20 protein-coding genes are annotated in these 17,667 nt (G+C 44.6%); 9 read left to right on the top strand and 11 right to left on the bottom strand.

Annotated elements, in window-relative coordinates:
* Window positions 1-212 precede the first annotated feature (212 nt).
* Window positions 213-1,277 carry a mannose-1-phosphate guanylyltransferase gene (locus B5F25_RS11210; RefSeq protein WP_022039386.1) on the top strand — a complete coding sequence of 355 codons (1,065 nt, stop codon included), beginning with the start codon at window positions 213-215 and terminating at the stop codon, window positions 1,275-1,277.
* A 72-nt stretch (window positions 1,278-1,349) separates the two neighbouring features.
* Here B5F25_RS11210 and tpx read toward each other — a convergent pair whose 3' ends face one another.
* The 3 genes from tpx to B5F25_RS11225 form a co-directional block, all read right to left on the bottom strand.
* Complete coding sequence (gene tpx, locus B5F25_RS11215) at window positions 1,350-1,856, bottom strand: thiol peroxidase (protein WP_022039385.1); 507 nt, start codon at window positions 1,854-1,856, stop codon at window positions 1,350-1,352.
* 111 nt (window positions 1,857-1,967) lie between these two features.
* On the bottom strand, window positions 1,968-2,441 hold the full coding sequence (locus B5F25_RS11220; RefSeq protein WP_022039384.1) for a PaaI family thioesterase: 474 nt from the start codon (window positions 2,439-2,441) through the stop codon (window positions 1,968-1,970).
* Between the two features lie 7 nt (window positions 2,442-2,448).
* A complete protein-coding gene (locus B5F25_RS11225; protein WP_022039383.1) occupies window positions 2,449-2,751 on the bottom strand; it encodes a Dabb family protein in 303 nt (100 codons plus the stop codon).
* Window positions 2,752-3,008: 257 nt separating this feature from the next.
* Here B5F25_RS11225 and udk point away from each other — a divergent pair, with 257 nt between their 5' ends.
* Both udk and B5F25_RS11235 read left to right on the top strand, forming a co-directional pair.
* The gene (gene udk, locus B5F25_RS11230; protein WP_087249625.1) at window positions 3,009-3,620 is read left to right on the top strand and encodes a uridine kinase; all 612 of its coding nucleotides are present in this window, start codon (window positions 3,009-3,011) and stop codon (window positions 3,618-3,620) included.
* On the top strand, window positions 3,617-4,996 hold the full coding sequence (locus tag B5F25_RS11235) for a transglycosylase SLT domain-containing protein (RefSeq protein WP_087249627.1): 1,380 nt from the start codon (window positions 3,617-3,619) through the stop codon (window positions 4,994-4,996). The genes udk and B5F25_RS11235 overlap by 4 nt, the downstream gene beginning before the upstream one ends.
* A gap of 3 nt (window positions 4,997-4,999) precedes the next feature.
* Here the strand turns inward: B5F25_RS11235 and trxA are convergent, their stop codons facing one another.
* From trxA to B5F25_RS11250, 3 genes are all read right to left on the bottom strand, one after another.
* Window positions 5,000-5,296: a thioredoxin gene (gene trxA / locus B5F25_RS11240; protein WP_022039380.1), complete on the bottom strand. Its 297-nt coding sequence runs from the start codon at window positions 5,294-5,296 to the stop codon at window positions 5,000-5,002.
* Between the two features lie 178 nt (window positions 5,297-5,474).
* Window positions 5,475-6,074, bottom strand: coding sequence for an OmpH family outer membrane protein (locus B5F25_RS11245; RefSeq protein WP_022039379.1), 600 nt, complete (start codon window positions 6,072-6,074; stop codon window positions 5,475-5,477).
* A 25-nt stretch (window positions 6,075-6,099) separates the two neighbouring features.
* Window positions 6,100-6,336 carry a hypothetical protein gene (locus B5F25_RS11250; RefSeq protein WP_087249629.1) on the bottom strand — a complete coding sequence of 79 codons (237 nt, stop codon included), beginning with the start codon at window positions 6,334-6,336 and terminating at the stop codon, window positions 6,100-6,102.
* Window positions 6,337-6,475: 139 nt separating this feature from the next.
* Here B5F25_RS11250 and B5F25_RS11255 point away from each other — a divergent pair, with 139 nt between their 5' ends.
* A complete protein-coding gene (locus B5F25_RS11255) occupies window positions 6,476-7,933 on the top strand; it encodes an aminoacyl-histidine dipeptidase (protein WP_087249631.1) in 1,458 nt (485 codons plus the stop codon).
* 167 nt (window positions 7,934-8,100) lie between these two features.
* Window positions 8,101-9,042 (top strand): endonuclease/exonuclease/phosphatase family protein, encoded by a 942-nt coding sequence (locus tag B5F25_RS11260; protein ID WP_241148401.1) that lies wholly within the window; start codon window positions 8,101-8,103, stop codon window positions 9,040-9,042.
* On the opposite strand, the gene B5F25_RS11265 is transcribed toward B5F25_RS11260, so the two are convergent.
* The gene (locus B5F25_RS11265) at window positions 9,032-9,529 is read right to left on the bottom strand and encodes a GNAT family N-acetyltransferase (protein WP_087249633.1); all 498 of its coding nucleotides are present in this window, start codon (window positions 9,527-9,529) and stop codon (window positions 9,032-9,034) included. The genes B5F25_RS11260 and B5F25_RS11265 overlap by 11 nt on opposite strands.
* 194 nt (window positions 9,530-9,723) lie before the next feature.
* Between B5F25_RS11265 and B5F25_RS11270 the strand changes: the two genes are divergently transcribed.
* Together B5F25_RS11270 and B5F25_RS11275 are read left to right on the top strand one after the other, a co-directional pair.
* Complete coding sequence (locus B5F25_RS11270; protein ID WP_022039374.1) at window positions 9,724-10,089, top strand: PadR family transcriptional regulator; 366 nt, start codon at window positions 9,724-9,726, stop codon at window positions 10,087-10,089.
* Window positions 10,067-11,134: a PspC domain-containing protein gene (locus B5F25_RS11275; protein ID WP_022039373.1), complete on the top strand. Its 1,068-nt coding sequence runs from the start codon at window positions 10,067-10,069 to the stop codon at window positions 11,132-11,134. Before B5F25_RS11270 ends, B5F25_RS11275 begins: the two co-directional genes overlap by 23 nt.
* 27 nt (window positions 11,135-11,161) lie before the next feature.
* Here B5F25_RS11275 and B5F25_RS11280 read toward each other — a convergent pair whose 3' ends face one another.
* The 3 genes from B5F25_RS11280 to nadC form a co-directional block, all read right to left on the bottom strand.
* The gene (locus B5F25_RS11280) at window positions 11,162-12,796 is read right to left on the bottom strand and encodes a glycoside hydrolase family protein (protein ID WP_206423545.1); all 1,635 of its coding nucleotides are present in this window, start codon (window positions 12,794-12,796) and stop codon (window positions 11,162-11,164) included.
* Window positions 12,797-13,064: 268 nt separating this feature from the next.
* Entirely contained in the window at window positions 13,065-13,688 is a 624-nt protein-coding gene (locus B5F25_RS11285; protein ID WP_087249659.1) for a DUF4923 family protein, read from the bottom strand.
* Between the two features lie 85 nt (window positions 13,689-13,773).
* Window positions 13,774-14,628, bottom strand: a complete 855-nt coding sequence (gene nadC, locus B5F25_RS11290) for a carboxylating nicotinate-nucleotide diphosphorylase (protein WP_087249635.1) — start codon at window positions 14,626-14,628, stop codon at window positions 13,774-13,776.
* A gap of 99 nt (window positions 14,629-14,727) precedes the next feature.
* Here nadC and rlmH point away from each other — a divergent pair, with 99 nt between their 5' ends.
* Window positions 14,728-15,198 (top strand): 23S rRNA (pseudouridine(1915)-N(3))-methyltransferase RlmH, encoded by a 471-nt coding sequence (rlmH, locus tag B5F25_RS11295; RefSeq protein WP_022039368.1) that lies wholly within the window; start codon window positions 14,728-14,730, stop codon window positions 15,196-15,198.
* 224 nt (window positions 15,199-15,422) lie between these two features.
* Here rlmH and B5F25_RS11300 read toward each other — a convergent pair whose 3' ends face one another.
* On the bottom strand, window positions 15,423-16,133 hold the full coding sequence (locus B5F25_RS11300) for a DNA alkylation repair protein (RefSeq protein ID WP_087249637.1): 711 nt from the start codon (window positions 16,131-16,133) through the stop codon (window positions 15,423-15,425).
* Window positions 16,134-16,290: 157 nt separating this feature from the next.
* On the opposite strand from B5F25_RS11300, the gene B5F25_RS11305 reads away from it, so the two are divergent.
* Window positions 16,291-17,631, top strand: a complete 1,341-nt coding sequence (locus B5F25_RS11305; protein ID WP_087249639.1) for a hypothetical protein — start codon at window positions 16,291-16,293, stop codon at window positions 17,629-17,631.
* Window positions 17,632-17,667: the final 36 nt, after the last annotated feature.

Below are 17,667 nucleotides of genomic sequence, written 5' to 3' on the forward strand. Positions count from 1 at the left end.
AAGTCTTTACATTTTACTTCTAACTCCTTTTGTTTTTTTTCAGGTGAAATGCTTTTATGGCATCGTTTCTGTTATGATAAAGAAGGAGCAGTCAGGTTCTTATGTTTGATAACACTTTGCGTTGGAAAAAGAGATAAAAAATTGTTGAATATGGCCTTAATGAAATTAAAATACATATATTTGCAACTGAGATTTAAAATAATAAATTCAGTATGAATTCGAATAACAATCATGTCGTCATTATGGCAGGAGGAGTGGGAAGTCGGTTCTGGCCGATGAGTACTACTGATTTCCCCAAGCAGTTCATTGATGTTTTAGGATGTGGAAAGACGTTGCTTCAGCTTACGGTTGAACGTTTTCGTGATGTGTGCGGAGTGGAAAATATGTGGATTGTCACATCGGCGGCTTATGCAGAGCTGGTGAAAGGACAGCTTCCAGATATTAATCCCGAGCATATTTTATTAGAACCTTGCCGTAGAAATACGGCTCCATGTATAGCGTATGTGAGTTGGAAAATCAAAGCGAAGAATCCCAAGGCAAATATAGTGGTTACTCCGAGTGATCACATAGTGATGGATTTGCGTGAGTTTGTAAGGGTAGTCAATTCTGCTTTGAAGTTTACGGCCGACTCTGATGCCATTGTCACTCTGGGTATGCAGGCTACGCGTCCTGAAACAGGATATGGATATATTGAAGGTGATCTTTCTATGGCATGTCCTTCCAATAAAGAAATCTACCGGGTAGATGCATTCAAGGAAAAACCGGATTTGGAAACGGCCAAACGATACTTACAGCGGAAAAATTATTTCTGGAATGCCGGTATATTCATTTGGAATGTCAGCACCATCGTCAATGCTTTTCGGGTGTACCAGCCTACTATGTCGAACATTTTCGAAGGATTGCTGCCTTATTATTATACAGAGGTGGAACAGGAGAAAATAGACAAGCTTTTCCCTACGTGCGAAAACATTTCTATCGACTATGCCATCATGGAAAAAGCAGAAGAAATTTATGTGTTCCCGGCTTCATTCGGTTGGAGTGACTTGGGTACATGGGGATCGTTGCACGATAACTTGCATAAAGACGCTCATAATAATGTATGCATCGGAGAAAACATTCATTTGCACGAAAGCCGTAATTGCATTGTACATACTACCGAAGAAAAGAAAGTGGTGGTACAAGGACTTGACGGTTACATCGTTGCTGAAAAAAATGACCGTCTGCTGATTTGCCGCTTGAGTGAAGAACAGCGCATCAAGGAATTTGCTGCAGAATAAAAAAACACGACGGATTACACAGATAAAAAATCTGCTTATGAGATTTTATCCGTGTAATCCGCAGTGATGGATTTAGCCTTTCAGGGCGGCAAGGGCTGCCTCGTAATCAGGCTCTTGGGTGATTTCAGGTACCAGTTCGGTATAAACTACTTTGCCTTCCGGATTGATGATAACCACCGCCCGTGCCAGTAGTCCGCACAATACACCGTCAGTCATCAGTACGCCATATTTTTCTCCGAAATCGGACGTATAGCGATAGTCTGATAGTGGAATGACGTTCTCAATGCCTTCTGTCGTGCAGAACCGTCCTTGGGCAAAAGGCAGGTCTTTCGAGATTGCCAATACAATGGTATCACTCATTTGGGCTGCCAGTTGGTTGAATTTACGTACCGATGCTGCGCATACTCCTGTGTCCATGCTGGGGAAGATGTTCAGCAGGGCATATTTCCCTTTGGTGTCTGCCAGGGTGAAACTACTTAAATCCCCTTTTACCAGTGAAAAATCAGGAGCTTGCGTTCCTGTTTTTACAAATTCACCTGCCAGGGTGACAGGGTTTCCTTGAAATGCTGTTTTTGCCATATTTACTTTGTATATCAATTAAACTTCTATGTAAAGTTAACAAAAGAACCTCGATTTTGGTTGTGCAAGTTTATGCTTTTTGCTATTTTTATGTTTTTCGAATAGTTCTTTTTATTCTCCTTCTACTTTACATTCATGAAAATGCATTTCGTGTTCGGCTTTTTCACGTGGAAAGGCAAAGTAGGTACAGACGGCTTGTGTGCATACTTCGCCTGCTTCATTGGTGAGGGTTGCTTCGATGGTGATAATGTTTCTTCGTTGCTCACGGATGGAAGCGCGGATGGTAAGCAGCTTGTCAGTGGTATGTACTGGTTTCAGGTAACGGGTTTCCATTTTTGAAGTGACGCCTGCGGTTTGTAGTTTACGCATGACGACCCATCCGCATGTTTCGTCGAGCAATAAAGCCTGGATGCCTCCATGCAGTGTGTCCAGCCATCCCTGGTATTTTTCATCAGGTTTCCAGTAACTGACGATACTGTCTCCATCTTCATAAAATTCCATTTTCAGTCCTGAAGGATTTTGCGGAGCACATCCGAAACAGTTATATCCCTTCATGCCTTCCCATGGGTTGATAATTTTTTTCATAACTTTGTCAATTGATGATATAATCTGTGCAGGCGCGGTCTTGTCTGTATCCATTCAGGATTCCGGCAGCAGCCAGGTGGTCGGGGTGAATTGAATAGGCTTTCATATCTTCCAGTGTGTCAAATTCACTTTCCAGGCAGATGTCCCATTTTTCATCCGGATTGATGTTCAGTCCTACAAAGATGTGCCGGATAGTCGGTATGCGGGCCGGTAAGGCTTCGATGGCTTCCTTGAAGCGGTGCATAACGTCTTGTTTTTCGGTTTGTGTCAGTGTCTCTTTCAGCTTGAATAATACAATATGTTTTACCATGATGTAAAAGTTTTAAAATTTATGCTTGTGTCTATTGCTACAAATGTAAGTATTTTCCGGATTACGGCGATTGTTTCAAGGGGCTTTTTTCATTTCGGATTTATGGATTTTATTTTTCATGGATGTCCTCATTCAGCCAATGTCTCATTCTTGTAAATTCAAGGTATAAAATATGCTGAAAAAACGTTTTTTTGATGCGGGCAGGAGAAAAATGTGTATATTTGTGCAAATTATCCACATCTAAAAACCAGTAAAGCATGATTATCATCGGTATTGCCGGAGGAACAGGCTCCGGAAAAACAACAGTCGTAAAAAGTATAGTCGATAGTTTGCCTGCCAACGAAGTGGCATTATTGCCTTTGGACTCGTATTATAAGGACAGTAGCCATATACCTGTAGAGGAACGCCAGAACATAAATTTCGACCATCCTGATGCATTCGATTGGGAACTTTTGTCGAAACAGGTGGAGATGCTCCGGCAGGGAAAAGCGATAGAACAGCCGGTTTATTCTTATCTGACTTGTACACGACAACCTGAAACCATTCATATAGAACCGCGTAAAGTGGTGATAATCGAAGGTATTCTGGCATTAAGTGATAAGCGCTTGCGGGATTTGATGGATTTGCGGGTGTTTGTGGATGCAGATTCGGATGAACGGTTGATTCGGGTTATCCAGCGGGACGTGATTGAGCGCGGACGTACAGCCGAAGCCGTGATGGACCGGTATGTAAAGGTGCTGAAACCGATGCATCAGGAGTTTATTGAACCAGCCAAGCAATATGCAGACTTGATTGTTCCACAAGGTGGACACAACTGGAAGGCTATCGAGATACTGAAGCTATATATAGAAAAAATCATTGGCCGATGAAAACAGTTGTTTTCTGGAGTTGGATAGGACTGATATGTTGGCTGTCGGTAGCTTGTAGTGGCAGGCAGTCGGCAGGAGGTGAGGCGAATGTTGATTTGCCTGTCATTAAAGAACGTGGAGAACTGGTGGTGCTTACTGCCAACAGTTCTACTTCCTATTTCAATTATCGGGGCGAACCGATGGGATTTCAATATGAGTTGGCACAGCAGTTCGTGCACTCGCTGGGATTGAAAATGAAGCTGAAGGTGGTGAACAATCCTTCGGAAATGGTGCGATGCCTGCTGGAAGGTAAAGGCGACCTCATAGCTTATAATCTGGATATTACACAGGCGTGGAAAGACAGTCTGATTTATTGTGGTGAGGAGAATATTACGCATCAGGTCGTAGTACAACGCAGAGGTAGAGATGCAGTGAAAGATGTGACCCAGTTAATTGACAAAGATGTGTATGTAAGTCCCGGAAAGTACTATGAACGTCTGGTTCATTTGAATGAAGAGCTGGGAGGAGGCATACGTATTCATTTGGTAGATGCGGACAGCTTGTCGACCGAGGATTTGATTACGCAGGTGGCTGAAGGTAAGATAGATTATACCGTAGCTACCAATGAAGTGGCAAAGATAAACCGTACATATTATTCTGACTTGGATATCAGGCTGGTGGTCAGTTTCGACCAGCGTGCTTCGTGGGCAGTACGTAAAACATCGCCTTTGCTTGCCCAGGCAGCAGATAAATGGCACAAGGAAAATATCAATTCACCGGAATTCAAGGCAAGTGCACGCCGTTATTTTGAACTTAACAAGCAGCCGGTGCATGGTTCTATTCTCTCGGTGAAGGATGGAAAGATATCGCATTACGATGATTTGTTCCGTAAGTATGCTAAAGAAATCGGATGGGATTGGCGGTTGCTTGCAGCATTGGTTTATACGGAATCGAATTTCAATCCGGATGTAGTGTCGTGGGCCGGTGCTAAAGGACTGATGCAGCTGATGCCTGTTACGGCTCATGCTATGGGGATTCCAAGGGGCAAGGAGCAAGACCCGGAAGAGAGTATCAAAGGAGGGGTAAAGTATATAGCCCAGTTGCAGAATATTTTCCGGAAGGTGGATGACAAGGATGAGCAGGTGAAGTTCGTATTGGCGGCTTACAATGCAGGAGCAGGACACATAACCGATGCCATGGCTTTGGCGAAGAAATATGGAAAAGACCCTTATCGGTGGGAGCACCATGTAGACCATTATATCTTGCTGAAGAGCAATGAGGAATATTATCAGGATCCGGTTTGTAAAAACGGTTATTTCCGTGGTACGGAAACTTATAATTTTGTGCGTGATGTAATGGGGCGTGCCGACCTTTACAAAAAGAAAATCAAAAGGTAAACATCATTTGAATTGTTCGATGATTTGGTTTAGTTCATGGATGTTCACAAATCCGCTTTGTCTCCATAGCTGTTTGCCGTTTTTGAATATCATAAGTGTAGGCACAGAGTGTACTGCATAATGCTGGGCTATTTGAGGATTCTTGTCGATGTTTATTTGGATAATCCGGATGGCATCTCCTTGCATTGCTTTCAGTTGTTTCAAGATAGGTGTCATAGCCTTGCAAGGTGTACACCATTCTGCGTAGATGTCTACCAGTACAGGAGTGGATGATGTAACTAAATCTGCAAACGTTTCCATAATCGTAATGCTTTTAGTGGGTCATAGTCTGATTGGGCGAATGTATCTGTTATTATAACATTTCCGGTTCTTGTTTTGTTCGGTAGGAACCGGGGATTTTTTGATAAAGATGAGGCACGGCCCGGAAAGAGAATGTTCTTCTTTCCAAGTCGTGCCTCGTCTTTGTATATAAAAAGGTTTATTTCTTGCTCGGATTGTAACGGGCGTTCAGTCCTTCAACAATTTCATCGGTGATGTTGAATGCGTCGTCTGCATACAGCAGATTGTCGAATCCGGTATTGCTGATAATCAGGCTATATCCTTTGTCTTTGTTATAGATTTTCAGGAATGAATTGATGGAGTCGCGCAATTGCAAGCTGTTCTTTTGGTTTTCTGTCTGTAGTTCGTTGGTTAATTTTTCTTGCAGTTCTTGCAATTTCTGCTGTTTTTGGACAATACGTACTCTTTCTTGTTCGGCACGCTCTTGACTTACAAAACCATTGTTTTCCAATTTGCGTTGGAATTCGCGCATATCGTTGTCCAAATCTTTGGCTTTTTCGTTCAAGGTAGTACGGATATTTTCCTCCTTCTGAATCATCTGTTCGTTCAGGTCGTTCCAGAACTTGTATTTAGTCAGCAATGAGTCTATTTCGACGTATGCTATTTTCATACTTCCCGGTACGGTAGCTGTAATTTCCGTCGAGTTTCCATTCTCTGCTTTCTTGTCAGTGCATTGTGTGAACATCAGCGCAAGAGCCAATGCCAAAAATCCATTCAGGACATACTTCATTTTTTTCATCATGTTTTTTTCAGTATCTTAGTTATTAATTGTTTTCCTGTTCTTTTCCGTTAGGCATACGTTCGACAATGGCATGCGGATTCGTTTGCCTTGCCTCGCGATCTTGCGATTGTACGCACCCGATACCCTTCCTACGCAACGCCTTGTTGCCGCTGACGTGGGTATTAGGGAATTTTCCGTTTTTTGTAAAGAGTATCTTTACAGAGAATAGTGCTATGCTGATAGCAACTATTAACACAGTAAAGAGGATAGTCTTAAGCATTTCTATTAATTTTGTGCTGCAAAGATATACTTTTTGTTATCGAAATTGGATGTTTGTCCTTGAAAAAAGCGGGGAGTATCCTCATTAATTCGTATTTTTAACTTATTTTTACGGAAGTAGAAAAATAAACACTTGATTTATGGAGAAAAAAGATTTGAAACCTGTTATTGTCTTCCAATATTTTGAAGAAGTGTGCCAGGTGCCTCGTCCTTCCAAGAAGGAAGAAAAAATAAGAGCTTATCTGTTGGATTTTGCCCAGAAGCACGGGTTGCATGCCCGGACCGATGATGCTGGAAATGTATTGATAGAGAAGCCGGCTTCGCAGGGCAAGGAGAATTTGAAAACGGTAATTCTCCAGTCGCACATGGATATGGTGTGTGAGAAAAACAAGGATACACAGCATAACTTCGAAACCGACCCGATAGAAACATATATTGACGGGGAATGGTTGAGAGCCAGAGGAACCACGTTGGGAGCCGATAATGGAATCGGAATGGCAGCCGAACTTGCCTTGCTGGCTTCGGATGATGTGGAACACGGACCTGTACAATGCTTGTTTACGGTGGACGAAGAAACAGGACTGACCGGTGCTTTCGCTTTGAAAGAAGGTTTTATGAAAGGGGATATCCTGATAAACCTGGACTCGGAGGATGAAGGGGAGTTATTTATCGGTTGTGCCGGAGGGGCGGGTACAACAGCGGTATTTCCTTGCCCGATGACGCATGCACCCGAAGGATATTTCTTTTTCCGTGTAGTTGTAAAAGGACTTACTGGAGGCCATTCGGGGGATGATATAAATAAGAACCGTGCGAATGCTAACAAACTGTTGAACCGTTACTTGGTGCAACTGATGCGGAAATACGACCTGCGTCTGTGCGAGATAGACGGAGGGAATCTGCATAATGCCATTCCGCGCGAGGCTTATGCTGTATGTGCAGTCCCGATGGAAAACAAGGAGTCGGTGCGTGTGGACCTGAACGTGTATTTGTCGGAAGTGGAAAACGAATATGCTGTAACTGAACCTAATTTGCAGATGGACCTGGAATCGGAAGCACCTCGTGCGGAAGTGATGGAAGTTGCTGACATGAAGCGTTTCTTGCTTTCTATTTATGCTGTGCATAATGGAGTGTATGCCATGAGCCAGGACATTGCAGGATTGGTAGAGACTTCGTCTAACCTGGCTTCGGTGAAACAAGGAAAAGGGGAACTGACAGTGGTGACCAGTCAGCGCAGTTCCATCCTTTCTTCGCGTGAGGATATGTCGATGATGGTAAGTGCAGCATTTTTGCTGGGTGGTGCTTCTGTTTCAACAGGTGACGGATATCCGGGTTGGAAACCCAATCCTTCTTCAGAAATATTGCACATTGCCGTAGAGAGTTACAAGCGCTTGTTTGGAACAGAACCGAAAGTAAAAGCCATTCATGCCGGATTAGAGTGCGGATTGTTTTTGGAGAAGTATCCTTCGTTGGATATGGTATCGTTCGGACCTACTTTGCGTGGCGTGCATTCGCCCGATGAGCGCATGCTGATTCCTACAGTAGATAAGTTCTGGCGTCATCTGTTGGATGTTTTGGCACATATTCCTGCGAAATCTTGATAAAAAATGATTGCACACCCATGGCACAGGCACACGTAAGTTCATATAGGTTTACCGGATGCCGTATCGGCAGGAAAGTAAGTAGAATCAGTGGCTTTTTATGTTTGTCTGTGTTAGGTGTGTGCTTTTTCTGTTTGCGGGTCAGTGCACAGGAATCTTTTCGGGTGATGCACTATAATGTAGAGAATTTCTTCGATTGCCGTGATGATTCCTTGAAACAAGACGAAGAATTCTTACCACATGCCGTCCGTGGATGGAACTGGAACCGTTATCATGCAAAGATGAATAAGATAGCCAAGGTGGTGTTGGCTGCTTCGAGTAATCAGGTTCCTGATTTGGTAGGACTGTGTGAGGTGGAAAATGCCTATTGCCTGGATGGACTGACCAGGTATTCGCCTTTGCGTGATGCCGCTTATCGGTATGTGATGACTGATTCGCCTGATGAACGTGGCATTGATGTAGTTTTGCTTTATCAGCCTGCTACGTTCCGGTTGCTTGGTATGCAGTGCATCCGTATTCCTTCTTTCCGTATCGGGCGAAAGCCTACCCGTGACTTGTTGCATGTAAGCGGGCGTGTCATTTCAGGCGATACCCTTGATGTATTTGTTTGTCATTTTCCTTCCCGTTCTGGCGGAACAAGGCAAAGCGAACCATACCGTTTGTTTGTTGCGGATGTATTGCGTCATACGGTCGATTCGTTGCTCTCCGTACGTCAATCCCCTTACCTTATTATAATGGGCGATTTCAATGATGAACCGTCCAGCCGTTCAATATCCCAAGTGCTGGGGGCACAAACGCCAGAAGAGGAGAATGATGTCTCATCTTTTCTTCTTTATAATTTAATGGCGGGAAAAGAACCCGGAACTTATCGTTACCGTGGAGAATGGGGAGTACTCGACCAGTTCATCGTTAATGGCAGTATGCTTCTTCCTTCAGCCTCACTTCATACCGGTACTGCGGAAGCCCATGTGCTTGACTTTCCTTTTTTGCTTGAAGAAGACGAACGATATGGAGGTATTACTCCTTTTCGCACTTACAAGGGGATGAGGTATCAAGGCGGATACAGCGATCATCTGCCCGTATGTCTGGATATCCGAATCAGATACTGATTCCCATAATATAGTCGTTCATATAAAAGCCGTTGCCGATGTGCGTGTCTTCTTCACGTACTTTTTCCATTCCCATGTGTTGGTAAAATCCAAGAGCCGGATTTTCCCGGTTTACGTTCAATTCCATTCGGCAGGGAGCCGGATGCAGTTCCTTGATACCCTTGATGGCCTGTTGGAACAGGAGTTTGCCTAGATGACTTTTTTGGTAATAGGGAATCACATAGATTTTCTGTAAGTGATACAGGTCTTCCCCTTCGGGTTGGATGGATACGTAACCTGCAGGCTCGCATTCTTCGTAGGCAATATAGTAGATGTGCCCTTCTTCTGTCATTTGTTTTTTCAGATTTTCGGGCGAATACATCCAGTCCATCATATAGTCGATTTGTTCCGGAGTCAGGATATCTTTGTAAGTGGCGGGGAAGACCTCTTTTGCCAATTGGTTGATTAAGTGAATGTCTTCGAGTGTAGCTTTTCTGATTGTAAACATTGTTCTTGATTTTTCTTACAAAGTTATTGTTTTTGCTTGAAAAAGAAGAATAAAGACAGGATAAATTCTGTTTCAAAAAGTATGATTGCATACTTTGTTTTGTTAAAAGAGATAAAATAAAAGTACTATGCAATACAAGGTATTTATATAATACATATATTTGTGCCATACAAAGAAATAAGGAGGAATGACAGATGAATGTTGATAATGTGAAATCTCAAATGCGCAAAGGGATGCTTGAGTATTGCATCTTATTGCTGCTTCATCGGGAGCCTCTGTATGCATCGGATATCATCCAGAACCTGAAAGAAGCAAAACTGATTGTGGTGGAGGGTACTTTGTATCCGTTGCTTACACGCCTGAAAAATGATAATTTGTTGTCGTATGAATGGGTGGAATCCACGCAAGGACCTCCACGGAAATATTATCGCCTCACTTCCGAAGGGGAAGAGTTCTTGAAAGGGCTGGAAACGGCATGGGACGAACTGGCGGCTACGGTAAATCATTTAAGAACGAAACTAATAACCTGTAAAGACAATGAAAAAGACACTGACTGTTAATTTGGGTGGAACCGTTTATCATATAGACGAGGACGCCTATATTTTGCTTGACAATTACTTGAATAATCTTCGCTATCATTTCCGGAAAGAAGAAAGTGCCGACGAGATTGTACGTGATATGGAAATCCGCATTTCGGAGTTGTTTAATGAATACCTTGCCGGAGGCATTCAAGTCATTACCGTCGTGCAAGTGGAAGAGGTTATCGCCCGTATGGGAAAACCTGAAGACCTGAGTCCGGATGAGGAAGAAACGGCCGAGAGAAAGACCGATGAATCGTTGCAAGGAGTGCAACGGCGCTTGTTCCGTAATCCGGACGACCGTATTCTGGGCGGTGTACTTTCGGGATTGGCTGCTTATTTCGGCATCGATTCTACTCCTTTACGTATTTTGTTGCTGATATTAGGCTTTATCCTGCTCAGTGTGGGAGGATTTTTCCCGTTGATGTTGGCATATATTATCATGTGGATTATTATTCCCCAGGCACGCACCGCCACCGAGAAACTTCAGATGCGAGGTGAACCCATCAATATGGAGAATATAGGGCGGACAGTGACCGACGGGTTCGAACGGGAAGGCGATAAGATACGTTCTGCCGGGTCTCGTTCGTTGCTGGCACGTTTTTGCGATGCTGTGATACAAGTGGCAGGTTTCCTCATCAAGGTAGTGCTGGTATTGGTTGCCATTTGTTGTGTGCCGGCATTGCTTGTCGGGCTAGCTGTAGCCTTTGCATTGTTGATGGCTGCCACGGGAGTATTGGCAAGTACGCCTGCCCTGCTTTATTATGCATTGCCAGAAGTGGATTGGAGCATGCTGACTACGAGCCCTGCTCCTGTTATCGGGCTCGCAGTCTGTGCACTGTTGGTAATAGGCATTCCCGTAGTCGGTTTGTTGCAGGTTATCTTGCAGAGTTTCAAGGTCTGGCGTCCGATGGCTACGGGAGTCAAGGTGACTCTGATATTGTTATGGATTATAGCGGTAGCAGTAGGTTCATTCTTTGTGTTCCAGCTTCCCTTTGTTATCCATAGTGTCACCGACTGGGTTTGAACTTTGTGCCAGTCTGTATACAGTTTCCTATTGTAGAAAAGTATGACGCTCCATTTCTACTCCACCCGAACGGATGATTACTTCGTATGGCAGGTTGTCACCGTCCGGGTGGAATGAGAGAGGCAGTATAAGTTCGGATACTCCGTAAGGTTCCAGGCTTTCTACAGTACCTTGTGCTATGGTTTTATCGTTCAGGCGCACTTCAACTTCAGCTGGTTGTGAGGTAGAAAGTCCGAAGTTTTCCACTTTTACTTTCAGGGTTCCTTGCGAGGAGTCGTATTGTGGGCGGCGTGCCGAGAGAAGGGCAGGAGTATAGTTGACATAGGGCAGGTAGGCATAGCCGAACAGTAACTCACCTTTTGTTGTGTGTCCAATAAGTTTGGGCGCAAATTCGTCGGGAGTGATACCGCTTCCTTTTCCGTCAAAGGTCACTATCAGGTCTTTTCCGTCTTTGCGTGTCTTTACTGGCAGGCAGCCTCGTCCGTAATTGACTTCTGTGTATGCACCGAAGCGGAGGGACTGAATGTCTATGTCTGTTTGAGGATTGAATCCCGGTTCGGCCTGTATCCGTACTTCAATACGTCGGGTAGAGTCATCAATGGGTCGGGTGTTGAGTACCGAAAGCAGTATTCCTTTGTTGAGTGGGATACAGATGTTTTTCGATGAATGCCGGTCACCTGGAAGATCATTCCATTTAATGGTATCGATGACTGCAAAATTCATTTGTATGGCTCGTCCGTTGTGGTCTTGGAAAACTTTCGGTCGTTCGTATTTGAACCAATGCTCTATTTCTCCATCGCGATGGAAAGATACGCCGGGCATGTAGGCTTCGCCTTGTTCCGTTACCCAGTGTATGCCGTCTTTCGAACGTTGGTAATAGGCTATGCGTCCTAGCCAATCGTTGACAATCAGGTGATACTGTAGGCTGTCTTTCCATACCACTGGGTCTTCGAATTTGCCTTCTACAGCAGGATAGACCCGTTTGCCTGTCAGTTGCCGGTAAGGGGAGATGCCGTCGCGGCTAATCCATACACCTCCACCACGGCATACCATCAGGCGTGAGCCGTCTTGCCGGCGGGCAAAGGTGAGGTTGGACAATCCTTCGATGATTGGTCGGTCGCGTGGGTCGAAATCAAATTTCTGGTAATACCATATCGGGCTATCTTCATTTGTTGCGATGTAGTATCCGTCGATAACATAGACTACGATACGTCCGTCGTCCAGTCGGAAGGCTTCAGGGTTATGCCCTTTCCCGATGGAGTTCTGGATGTGATAGGGACCGGTCAGTTTATCGGAGGTGGCGTGAAAGACGGTCGAATTAGACCAGAACATGTGTCCTTTGGGTGAGTTTTCCGGCCATCCGCATACATATAGATGATACCGTTTGTCGGGAGTCTGGAGGATATTGCCTCCCCAAAAAGAGATGTCTGGCAGTTCGATGCCGTTGTCTGTATATCGGTTCTGCACGCTGTCTGTTCCCCATGTCTGTTTTCCTTGGGTTCCTTCAGGCATGGCAAGGAAGCGGTCCATAAACCGGGCTCCGGGAACCAGTTGTTGCCATTCGGCAGGACGTTCGCGTTCGACGGTTTGTGCATAGGTGCTGGTGCTGCATGCTAGTACAGACAGTCCCAGGAGTATTTTGGTTGCGATGTTTTTCTTCATATTCTTCTGTGTTTGGTTTTAGTATATTAGTTTAAAGTATTCTGTCTTTTCGATATCAGATAATTCTTTCCGGCATGAAAGATTCCGTTGATAATGTTATTGGAACGTGTAAGCAGTTACTTAATACTTAAAAAGGTCATATCAATCACTGCTTTGAGTAATGATACGACCTTTTTTTGCTGATTTCATCGACACTGTATGTGTCGCGGAATTTACGCTGTTTGTATGTATCCAATCGGCTTCTGCATTGGTTTGCAAGTCTGTCTTGTCATTGTTTTTCCAGTGCGAAGCCTAGCTGCAGGCCGTCGTATTCGTCCAGCAAGGAATTGGCGGTGCTTACCACCGAATTGGAGGAATTGCTGCTTAAGGCACTGCCTATTGTCTGCATCAGCGACATGACTTTGTCTGCCTTAAAAAGCAGGCTCATCTTCTTGGGAGCCAGTACATTCTGCGAAACGATGGCGTTGAATTTCAATCCCAGTTTTGTCTTCAGCTGCAATTCTTTCGTTTCACTGTCATACGTATAGGTTCCAGATGTGGTACGCCCTTTTACTGTCGAGGTGTAGGTTCCATCGGAATTGAAGGTGTATGAACATCCTTCTGTAAAGCCCAGCTTTTCCAGAATGCCAGTCATCTTCTCTTCTACTTTCTTTGACGCTACTTCGCCTCCCGCTTTTGCCAACAGATTGTCACTGGTAAACTTGCAATCGGGTCCCGTATAATTCCACGTGCCTTCTATCGACCACGAAGCAAGGTCGCTTCCTTTTCCTTCCGTTATCGCATTGGCTACTCCGGAAAGAATCGATTTCCAGTCTTGTGCCTTGGCTGTGCTGCAAAATACAAAGCATAAGGCAAACACCAACATTCCTTTTATGAAATTGTTCTTTTTCATTTTGTTCATCCTTTCATTATTCTAGTATGGCAGAAGTCACAGTGTACAGCAAAACGACTCTGTGACTCTGTGATGAAAAGGAAAATCAACAAGCTTTGAAGCTCATATCCAATCCTTTTACCGAATGGGTCAACGCACCTACCGAAATGAAGTCGACACCACATTCGGCATAATCACGAAGAGTATCAAAGGTGATGCCTCCTGATGATTCGATTTCGTAGCGTCCTCCTACCATTTCTACAGCTTTGCGTGTGTCGGCAGGCGTAAAGTTATCCAGCATAATGCGGTCTACACCACCCAAGTCGAGCACTTGTTGCAGTTCGTCGAAGTTCCGTACCTCGATTTCTATCTTCAAATCCTTTCCTTTCTCCTTGCAATATTCTTTTGCACGCAAAATGGCCTTGTCGATTCCTCCGGCGAAATCTACATGGTTGTCTTTCAGCAGAATCATATCGAAGAGACCGATGCGGTGATTCACTCCGCCACCGATTTTTACTGCCATCTTTTCCAGAATGCGCATGCCCGGAGTAGTTTTACGCGTATCCAGTACGCGGGTTTTTGTGCCTTCCAGACGCTCTACGTATTTATGGGTCATTGTAGCGATGCCGCTCATGCGTTGCATGATATTCAGCATCAGACGTTCGGTTTGCAGAAGCGACTGCACTTTTCCCGATACTATCATGGGTACATCTCCCGGTTTCACAGGAGTGCCGTCCAGAATGAACACTTCCACTTTCAATGTCGGGTCGAAACGGCGGAATACTTCCTTTGCCACTTCAATGCCTGCCAGTATGCCTTCTTCTTTTATCAGCAGCTTCGATTTTCCCATAGCATCGGCTGGAATGCACGATAATGTAGTGTGGTCGCCATCACCTATATCTTCGGCAAACGACAAGTCGATAAGCCGGTCAATCAAGTCTTTTACAATTTTCTCGTCCATATTCGTTCTGTTTTTTAATTGTACTATCAAATCGGGGCAAAGGTACGGATTTATTCATACCTTTGCAAAAAGAAAATGTTTAAAACCCGATTAAAGATTATGAAATTTGTACTATTGGTTGTAGGAAAGACAGTAGAGAAACATTACATTTCCGCCATAGGTGATTATGTGCAGCGGATAAAGCATTATATTCCGTTCGACATTGAAGTGATTCCGGAACTGAAGAATACCAAGAGCCTTAGTACCGACCAGCAAAAAGAAAAGGAGGGCGAACTGATACTGAAAGCACTCCAGCCTGGAGACGTGCCAGTCTTGCTTGATGAACACGGCAAGGAGTTCCGCTCGACAGAATTTGCCACTTGGATAGAACGCAAGATGCATTCCGTCAAGCGGTTGGTGTTCATTATCGGAGGCCCGTACGGGTTCTCGCCTGCCGTTTATCAGGCGGCGCAAGAAAAACTTTCACTTTCGAAAATGACTTTTTCGCACCAGATGATACGTCTCATCTTTGTCGAGCAATTATATCGTGCGATGAGCATCCTGAACAACAGTCCGTACCACCACGAATAGATGGACACATATTACTGTTTTTACAAAGTCAAACGGCTGCCCAGTCCGGGACATCCCAGTCCTCCCTCAATCCCATATTGCTAGGACTGCAGTCCTAAGCTTACTAGGACTGGAGTCCTGACCAATCGGGACAGCAATCCTGACTGCACAGGACTTTTTACGCAATCCAATGGCTTTAATTATGCAGTTTGCCGCATCCGGCAACGCAGCCTACTGTATCCGAATTACCTCTTCATTCCCCGTATCACGTCTTTTGTGGCGGCATCTACCCGGTACGACTCTACGATTTTCTGTAATGCCTTGTTGTAAGTGAAGTTGTCCAACGAATTTTGTTGCAGGTATGCCATCGTCTGTTGGGGAAATTTCACGAAGCAGACAGAGAGTGCCCATGCCACTCCCATCCGTACGTAATAGCCTTCGTGACGGATAGCATTATATAAGGAGAGAAGTTCGCCGATGTGCTCCTCGTCGATGAAGAGCTGCATCGCCATCACCACTCCGAAACGGATTTCATACTCGCCCTCGGCTTGCATCCAAGTCTTCAGGTACTCCCACAGCCGTTCTTTGTTCGTTTCGACGAACCGCTTTCCTCCTCCGAACTTGAACGTGTCGCATACCGACCAGCTGTTGATGTTCCATACAAAACGGGTCACTCGGTGCAGGTACACCTCGATGTCGGCATCGGGACGGATGCAGCCCAATACCATTCCATGCAACATCCGCTCTTCCATATAATAGGTGTCGGCGGTATCGAGGTAAGCTTCCCAATCGGCTTTGGCGATGCGTGCCGCCAGCTGGCGCAAGTGGGGCACACGGATACCCAACACATGTTCCACGCCCGGATTCAGGCTTTCGGTAAACTTTTTGTTCCCTTGCTCTGCCAACCGGAGCAGATGCTCTTTGATGGTCAAGCCTTCGAGTCTGTATTCTTCCATATCTTTTGCTTTGTTGTCATATTTCCTGCAAAAATACGCATTGCTATCCCCATAAGTAGGTATTTAACATCTTTTTTTACCTAAAAGTAGGTATTGCCGCTATAAAGCAAGCTCCATACCTTTGCGGTAGTTAAAAATCAACAAAAGATAAAGAGAAATGAAAACAACGAGACTCCTATTCTCACTCTGTTTAGCGATGCTTGCCCCGCACGCTTTCGCTATAGCAGAGCAGGCAAGTAAAAGCAATGCGGACATAACCGCAGAGAGCGCATCGGAAACGGTTAAGACGGAAAAGAAGAAATCACGCTTTACCATCGGCGGTTATGGTGAGGCGGTGTATAGCCGGAACTTTTATAGCGACAATTATTTGCGCTATGACAGTCCGCAGGATTATAAAGACGATAAACACGGACGTTTTGACCTGCCACATGTTGTCCTGATGTTAGGATATGATTTTGGCAAAGGCTGGTCAATGGGGATGGAAATCGAATTTGAACACGGAGGTACAGAAAGTGCCGTTGAGATAGAAGAACATGAAGGAGGTGAATACGAAACCGAAGTGGAACGTGGAGGTGAAGTTGCTCTCGAACAATTCTGGATCCAGAAATCTTTCTGTCCGGAGTTCAACATTAAATTAGGGCACATGGTCATCCCGGTAGGTGCTACGAATGCCCATCACCTTCCTACCGAATTCTTTGGTGTATATCGTCCGGAAGGTGAAAATACCATTATGCCTTGTACGTGGCATGAAACTGGATTAAGCATTTGGGGACGTGCAGGAGATTGGCGGTATGAAGCTATGTTGCTTCCTGGACTTGACTCTGACCGTTTTAATGATAAGGAATGGATAAAAGGCGGTGCTGGAAGCCCTTACGAATTCAAGATAGCCAACGCTATGGCTGGTGCTGTCCGTGTAGATAATTATTCGGTAAAAGGCCTTCGACTTTCTGTCAGCGGATATGCCGGAAACACATTCAGCAATACACTGAAGAAAGCGACCAATGCCATATACGACAATGTAAAGGGGACTGTATTAATCGGTTCATTTGATTTTCATTACAACGACCATAACTGGGTGGCACGTGGAAATTTTGATTATGGACACTTGTCGGATGCTGCTTTGATAACCCGTTATAACCAAAGTTTCTCCAATGACTCGCCTGCGAAAAAGAGACCCGTAGCTACATCAGCAATTTCTACAGGGGTAGAAGTGGGCTACGACTTATTTGGCTGGCTTGGCAAAAAACAGCAAGAAAAAGGACGCAAATTCTATCTTTTCGGTCGTTATGAATATTATGATTCAATGTATAAAACGGAAGATGCAGTGACTGATTATGAAGAATATGGACGGCAACGCATCGCTTTCGGTGTCAACTACTATCCGATGAAAGACATTGTACTGAAGGGGGAATATTCATTGGGTATCCTTAAAAGCAAATTTAATAATGAACCTGCCGTCTCATTGGGAGTAGCATATTCCGGTTTCTTCAATTTGTAAAATCAAAAACAAGATACAAACAAAACACTAATTTAA

It is taken from the genome of Bacteroides sp. An19 (genome assembly GCF_002160215.1).
GTDB classification, from domain to species: domain Bacteria; phylum Bacteroidota; class Bacteroidia; order Bacteroidales; family Bacteroidaceae; genus Phocaeicola; species Phocaeicola intestinalis.

Bases quoted from the DNA above. Each gene is read 5' to 3' on its own strand.
- B5F25_RS11300 (WP_087249637.1), bottom strand. From the start codon at position 16,133: ATGGAAGAATACAGACTCGAAGGCTTGACCATCAAAGAGCATCTGCTC.
- udk (WP_087249625.1), top strand. From the start codon at position 3,009: ATGATTATCATCGGTATTGCCGGAGGAACAGGCTCCGGAAAAACAACA.
- tpx (WP_022039385.1), bottom strand. From the start codon at position 1,856: ATGGCAAAAACAGCATTTCAAGGAAACCCTGTCACCCTGGCAGGTGAA.
- B5F25_RS11210 (WP_022039386.1), top strand. From the start codon at position 213: ATGAATTCGAATAACAATCATGTCGTCATTATGGCAGGAGGAGTGGGA.
- rlmH (WP_022039368.1), top strand. From the start codon at position 14,728: ATGAAATTTGTACTATTGGTTGTAGGAAAGACAGTAGAGAAACATTAC.
- B5F25_RS11280 (WP_206423545.1), bottom strand. From the start codon at position 12,796: ATGAAGAAAAACATCGCAACCAAAATACTCCTGGGACTGTCTGTACTA.
- B5F25_RS11245 (WP_022039379.1), bottom strand. From the start codon at position 6,074: ATGAAAAAAATGAAGTATGTCCTGAATGGATTTTTGGCATTGGCTCTT.
- B5F25_RS11260 (WP_241148401.1), top strand. From the start codon at position 8,101: ATGCACTATAATGTAGAGAATTTCTTCGATTGCCGTGATGATTCCTTG.
- trxA (WP_022039380.1), bottom strand. From the start codon at position 5,296: ATGGAAACGTTTGCAGATTTAGTTACATCATCCACTCCTGTACTGGTA.
- B5F25_RS11235 (WP_087249627.1), top strand. From the start codon at position 3,617: ATGAAAACAGTTGTTTTCTGGAGTTGGATAGGACTGATATGTTGGCTG.
- B5F25_RS11220 (WP_022039384.1), bottom strand. From the start codon at position 2,441: ATGAAAAAAATTATCAACCCATGGGAAGGCATGAAGGGATATAACTGT.
- B5F25_RS11305 (WP_087249639.1), top strand. From the start codon at position 16,291: ATGAAAACAACGAGACTCCTATTCTCACTCTGTTTAGCGATGCTTGCC.
- B5F25_RS11285 (WP_087249659.1), bottom strand. From the start codon at position 13,688: ATGAAAAAGAACAATTTCATAAAAGGAATGTTGGTGTTTGCCTTATGC.
- B5F25_RS11225 (WP_022039383.1), bottom strand. From the start codon at position 2,751: ATGGTAAAACATATTGTATTATTCAAGCTGAAAGAGACACTGACACAA.
- B5F25_RS11275 (WP_022039373.1), top strand. From the start codon at position 10,067: ATGAAAAAGACACTGACTGTTAATTTGGGTGGAACCGTTTATCATATA.
- B5F25_RS11250 (WP_087249629.1), bottom strand. From the start codon at position 6,336: ATGCTTAAGACTATCCTCTTTACTGTGTTAATAGTTGCTATCAGCATA.
- B5F25_RS11265 (WP_087249633.1), bottom strand. From the start codon at position 9,529: ATGTTTACAATCAGAAAAGCTACACTCGAAGACATTCACTTAATCAAC.
- B5F25_RS11255 (WP_087249631.1), top strand. From the start codon at position 6,476: ATGGAGAAAAAAGATTTGAAACCTGTTATTGTCTTCCAATATTTTGAA.
- nadC (WP_087249635.1), bottom strand. From the start codon at position 14,628: ATGGACGAGAAAATTGTAAAAGACTTGATTGACCGGCTTATCGACTTG.
- B5F25_RS11270 (WP_022039374.1), top strand. From the start codon at position 9,724: ATGAATGTTGATAATGTGAAATCTCAAATGCGCAAAGGGATGCTTGAG.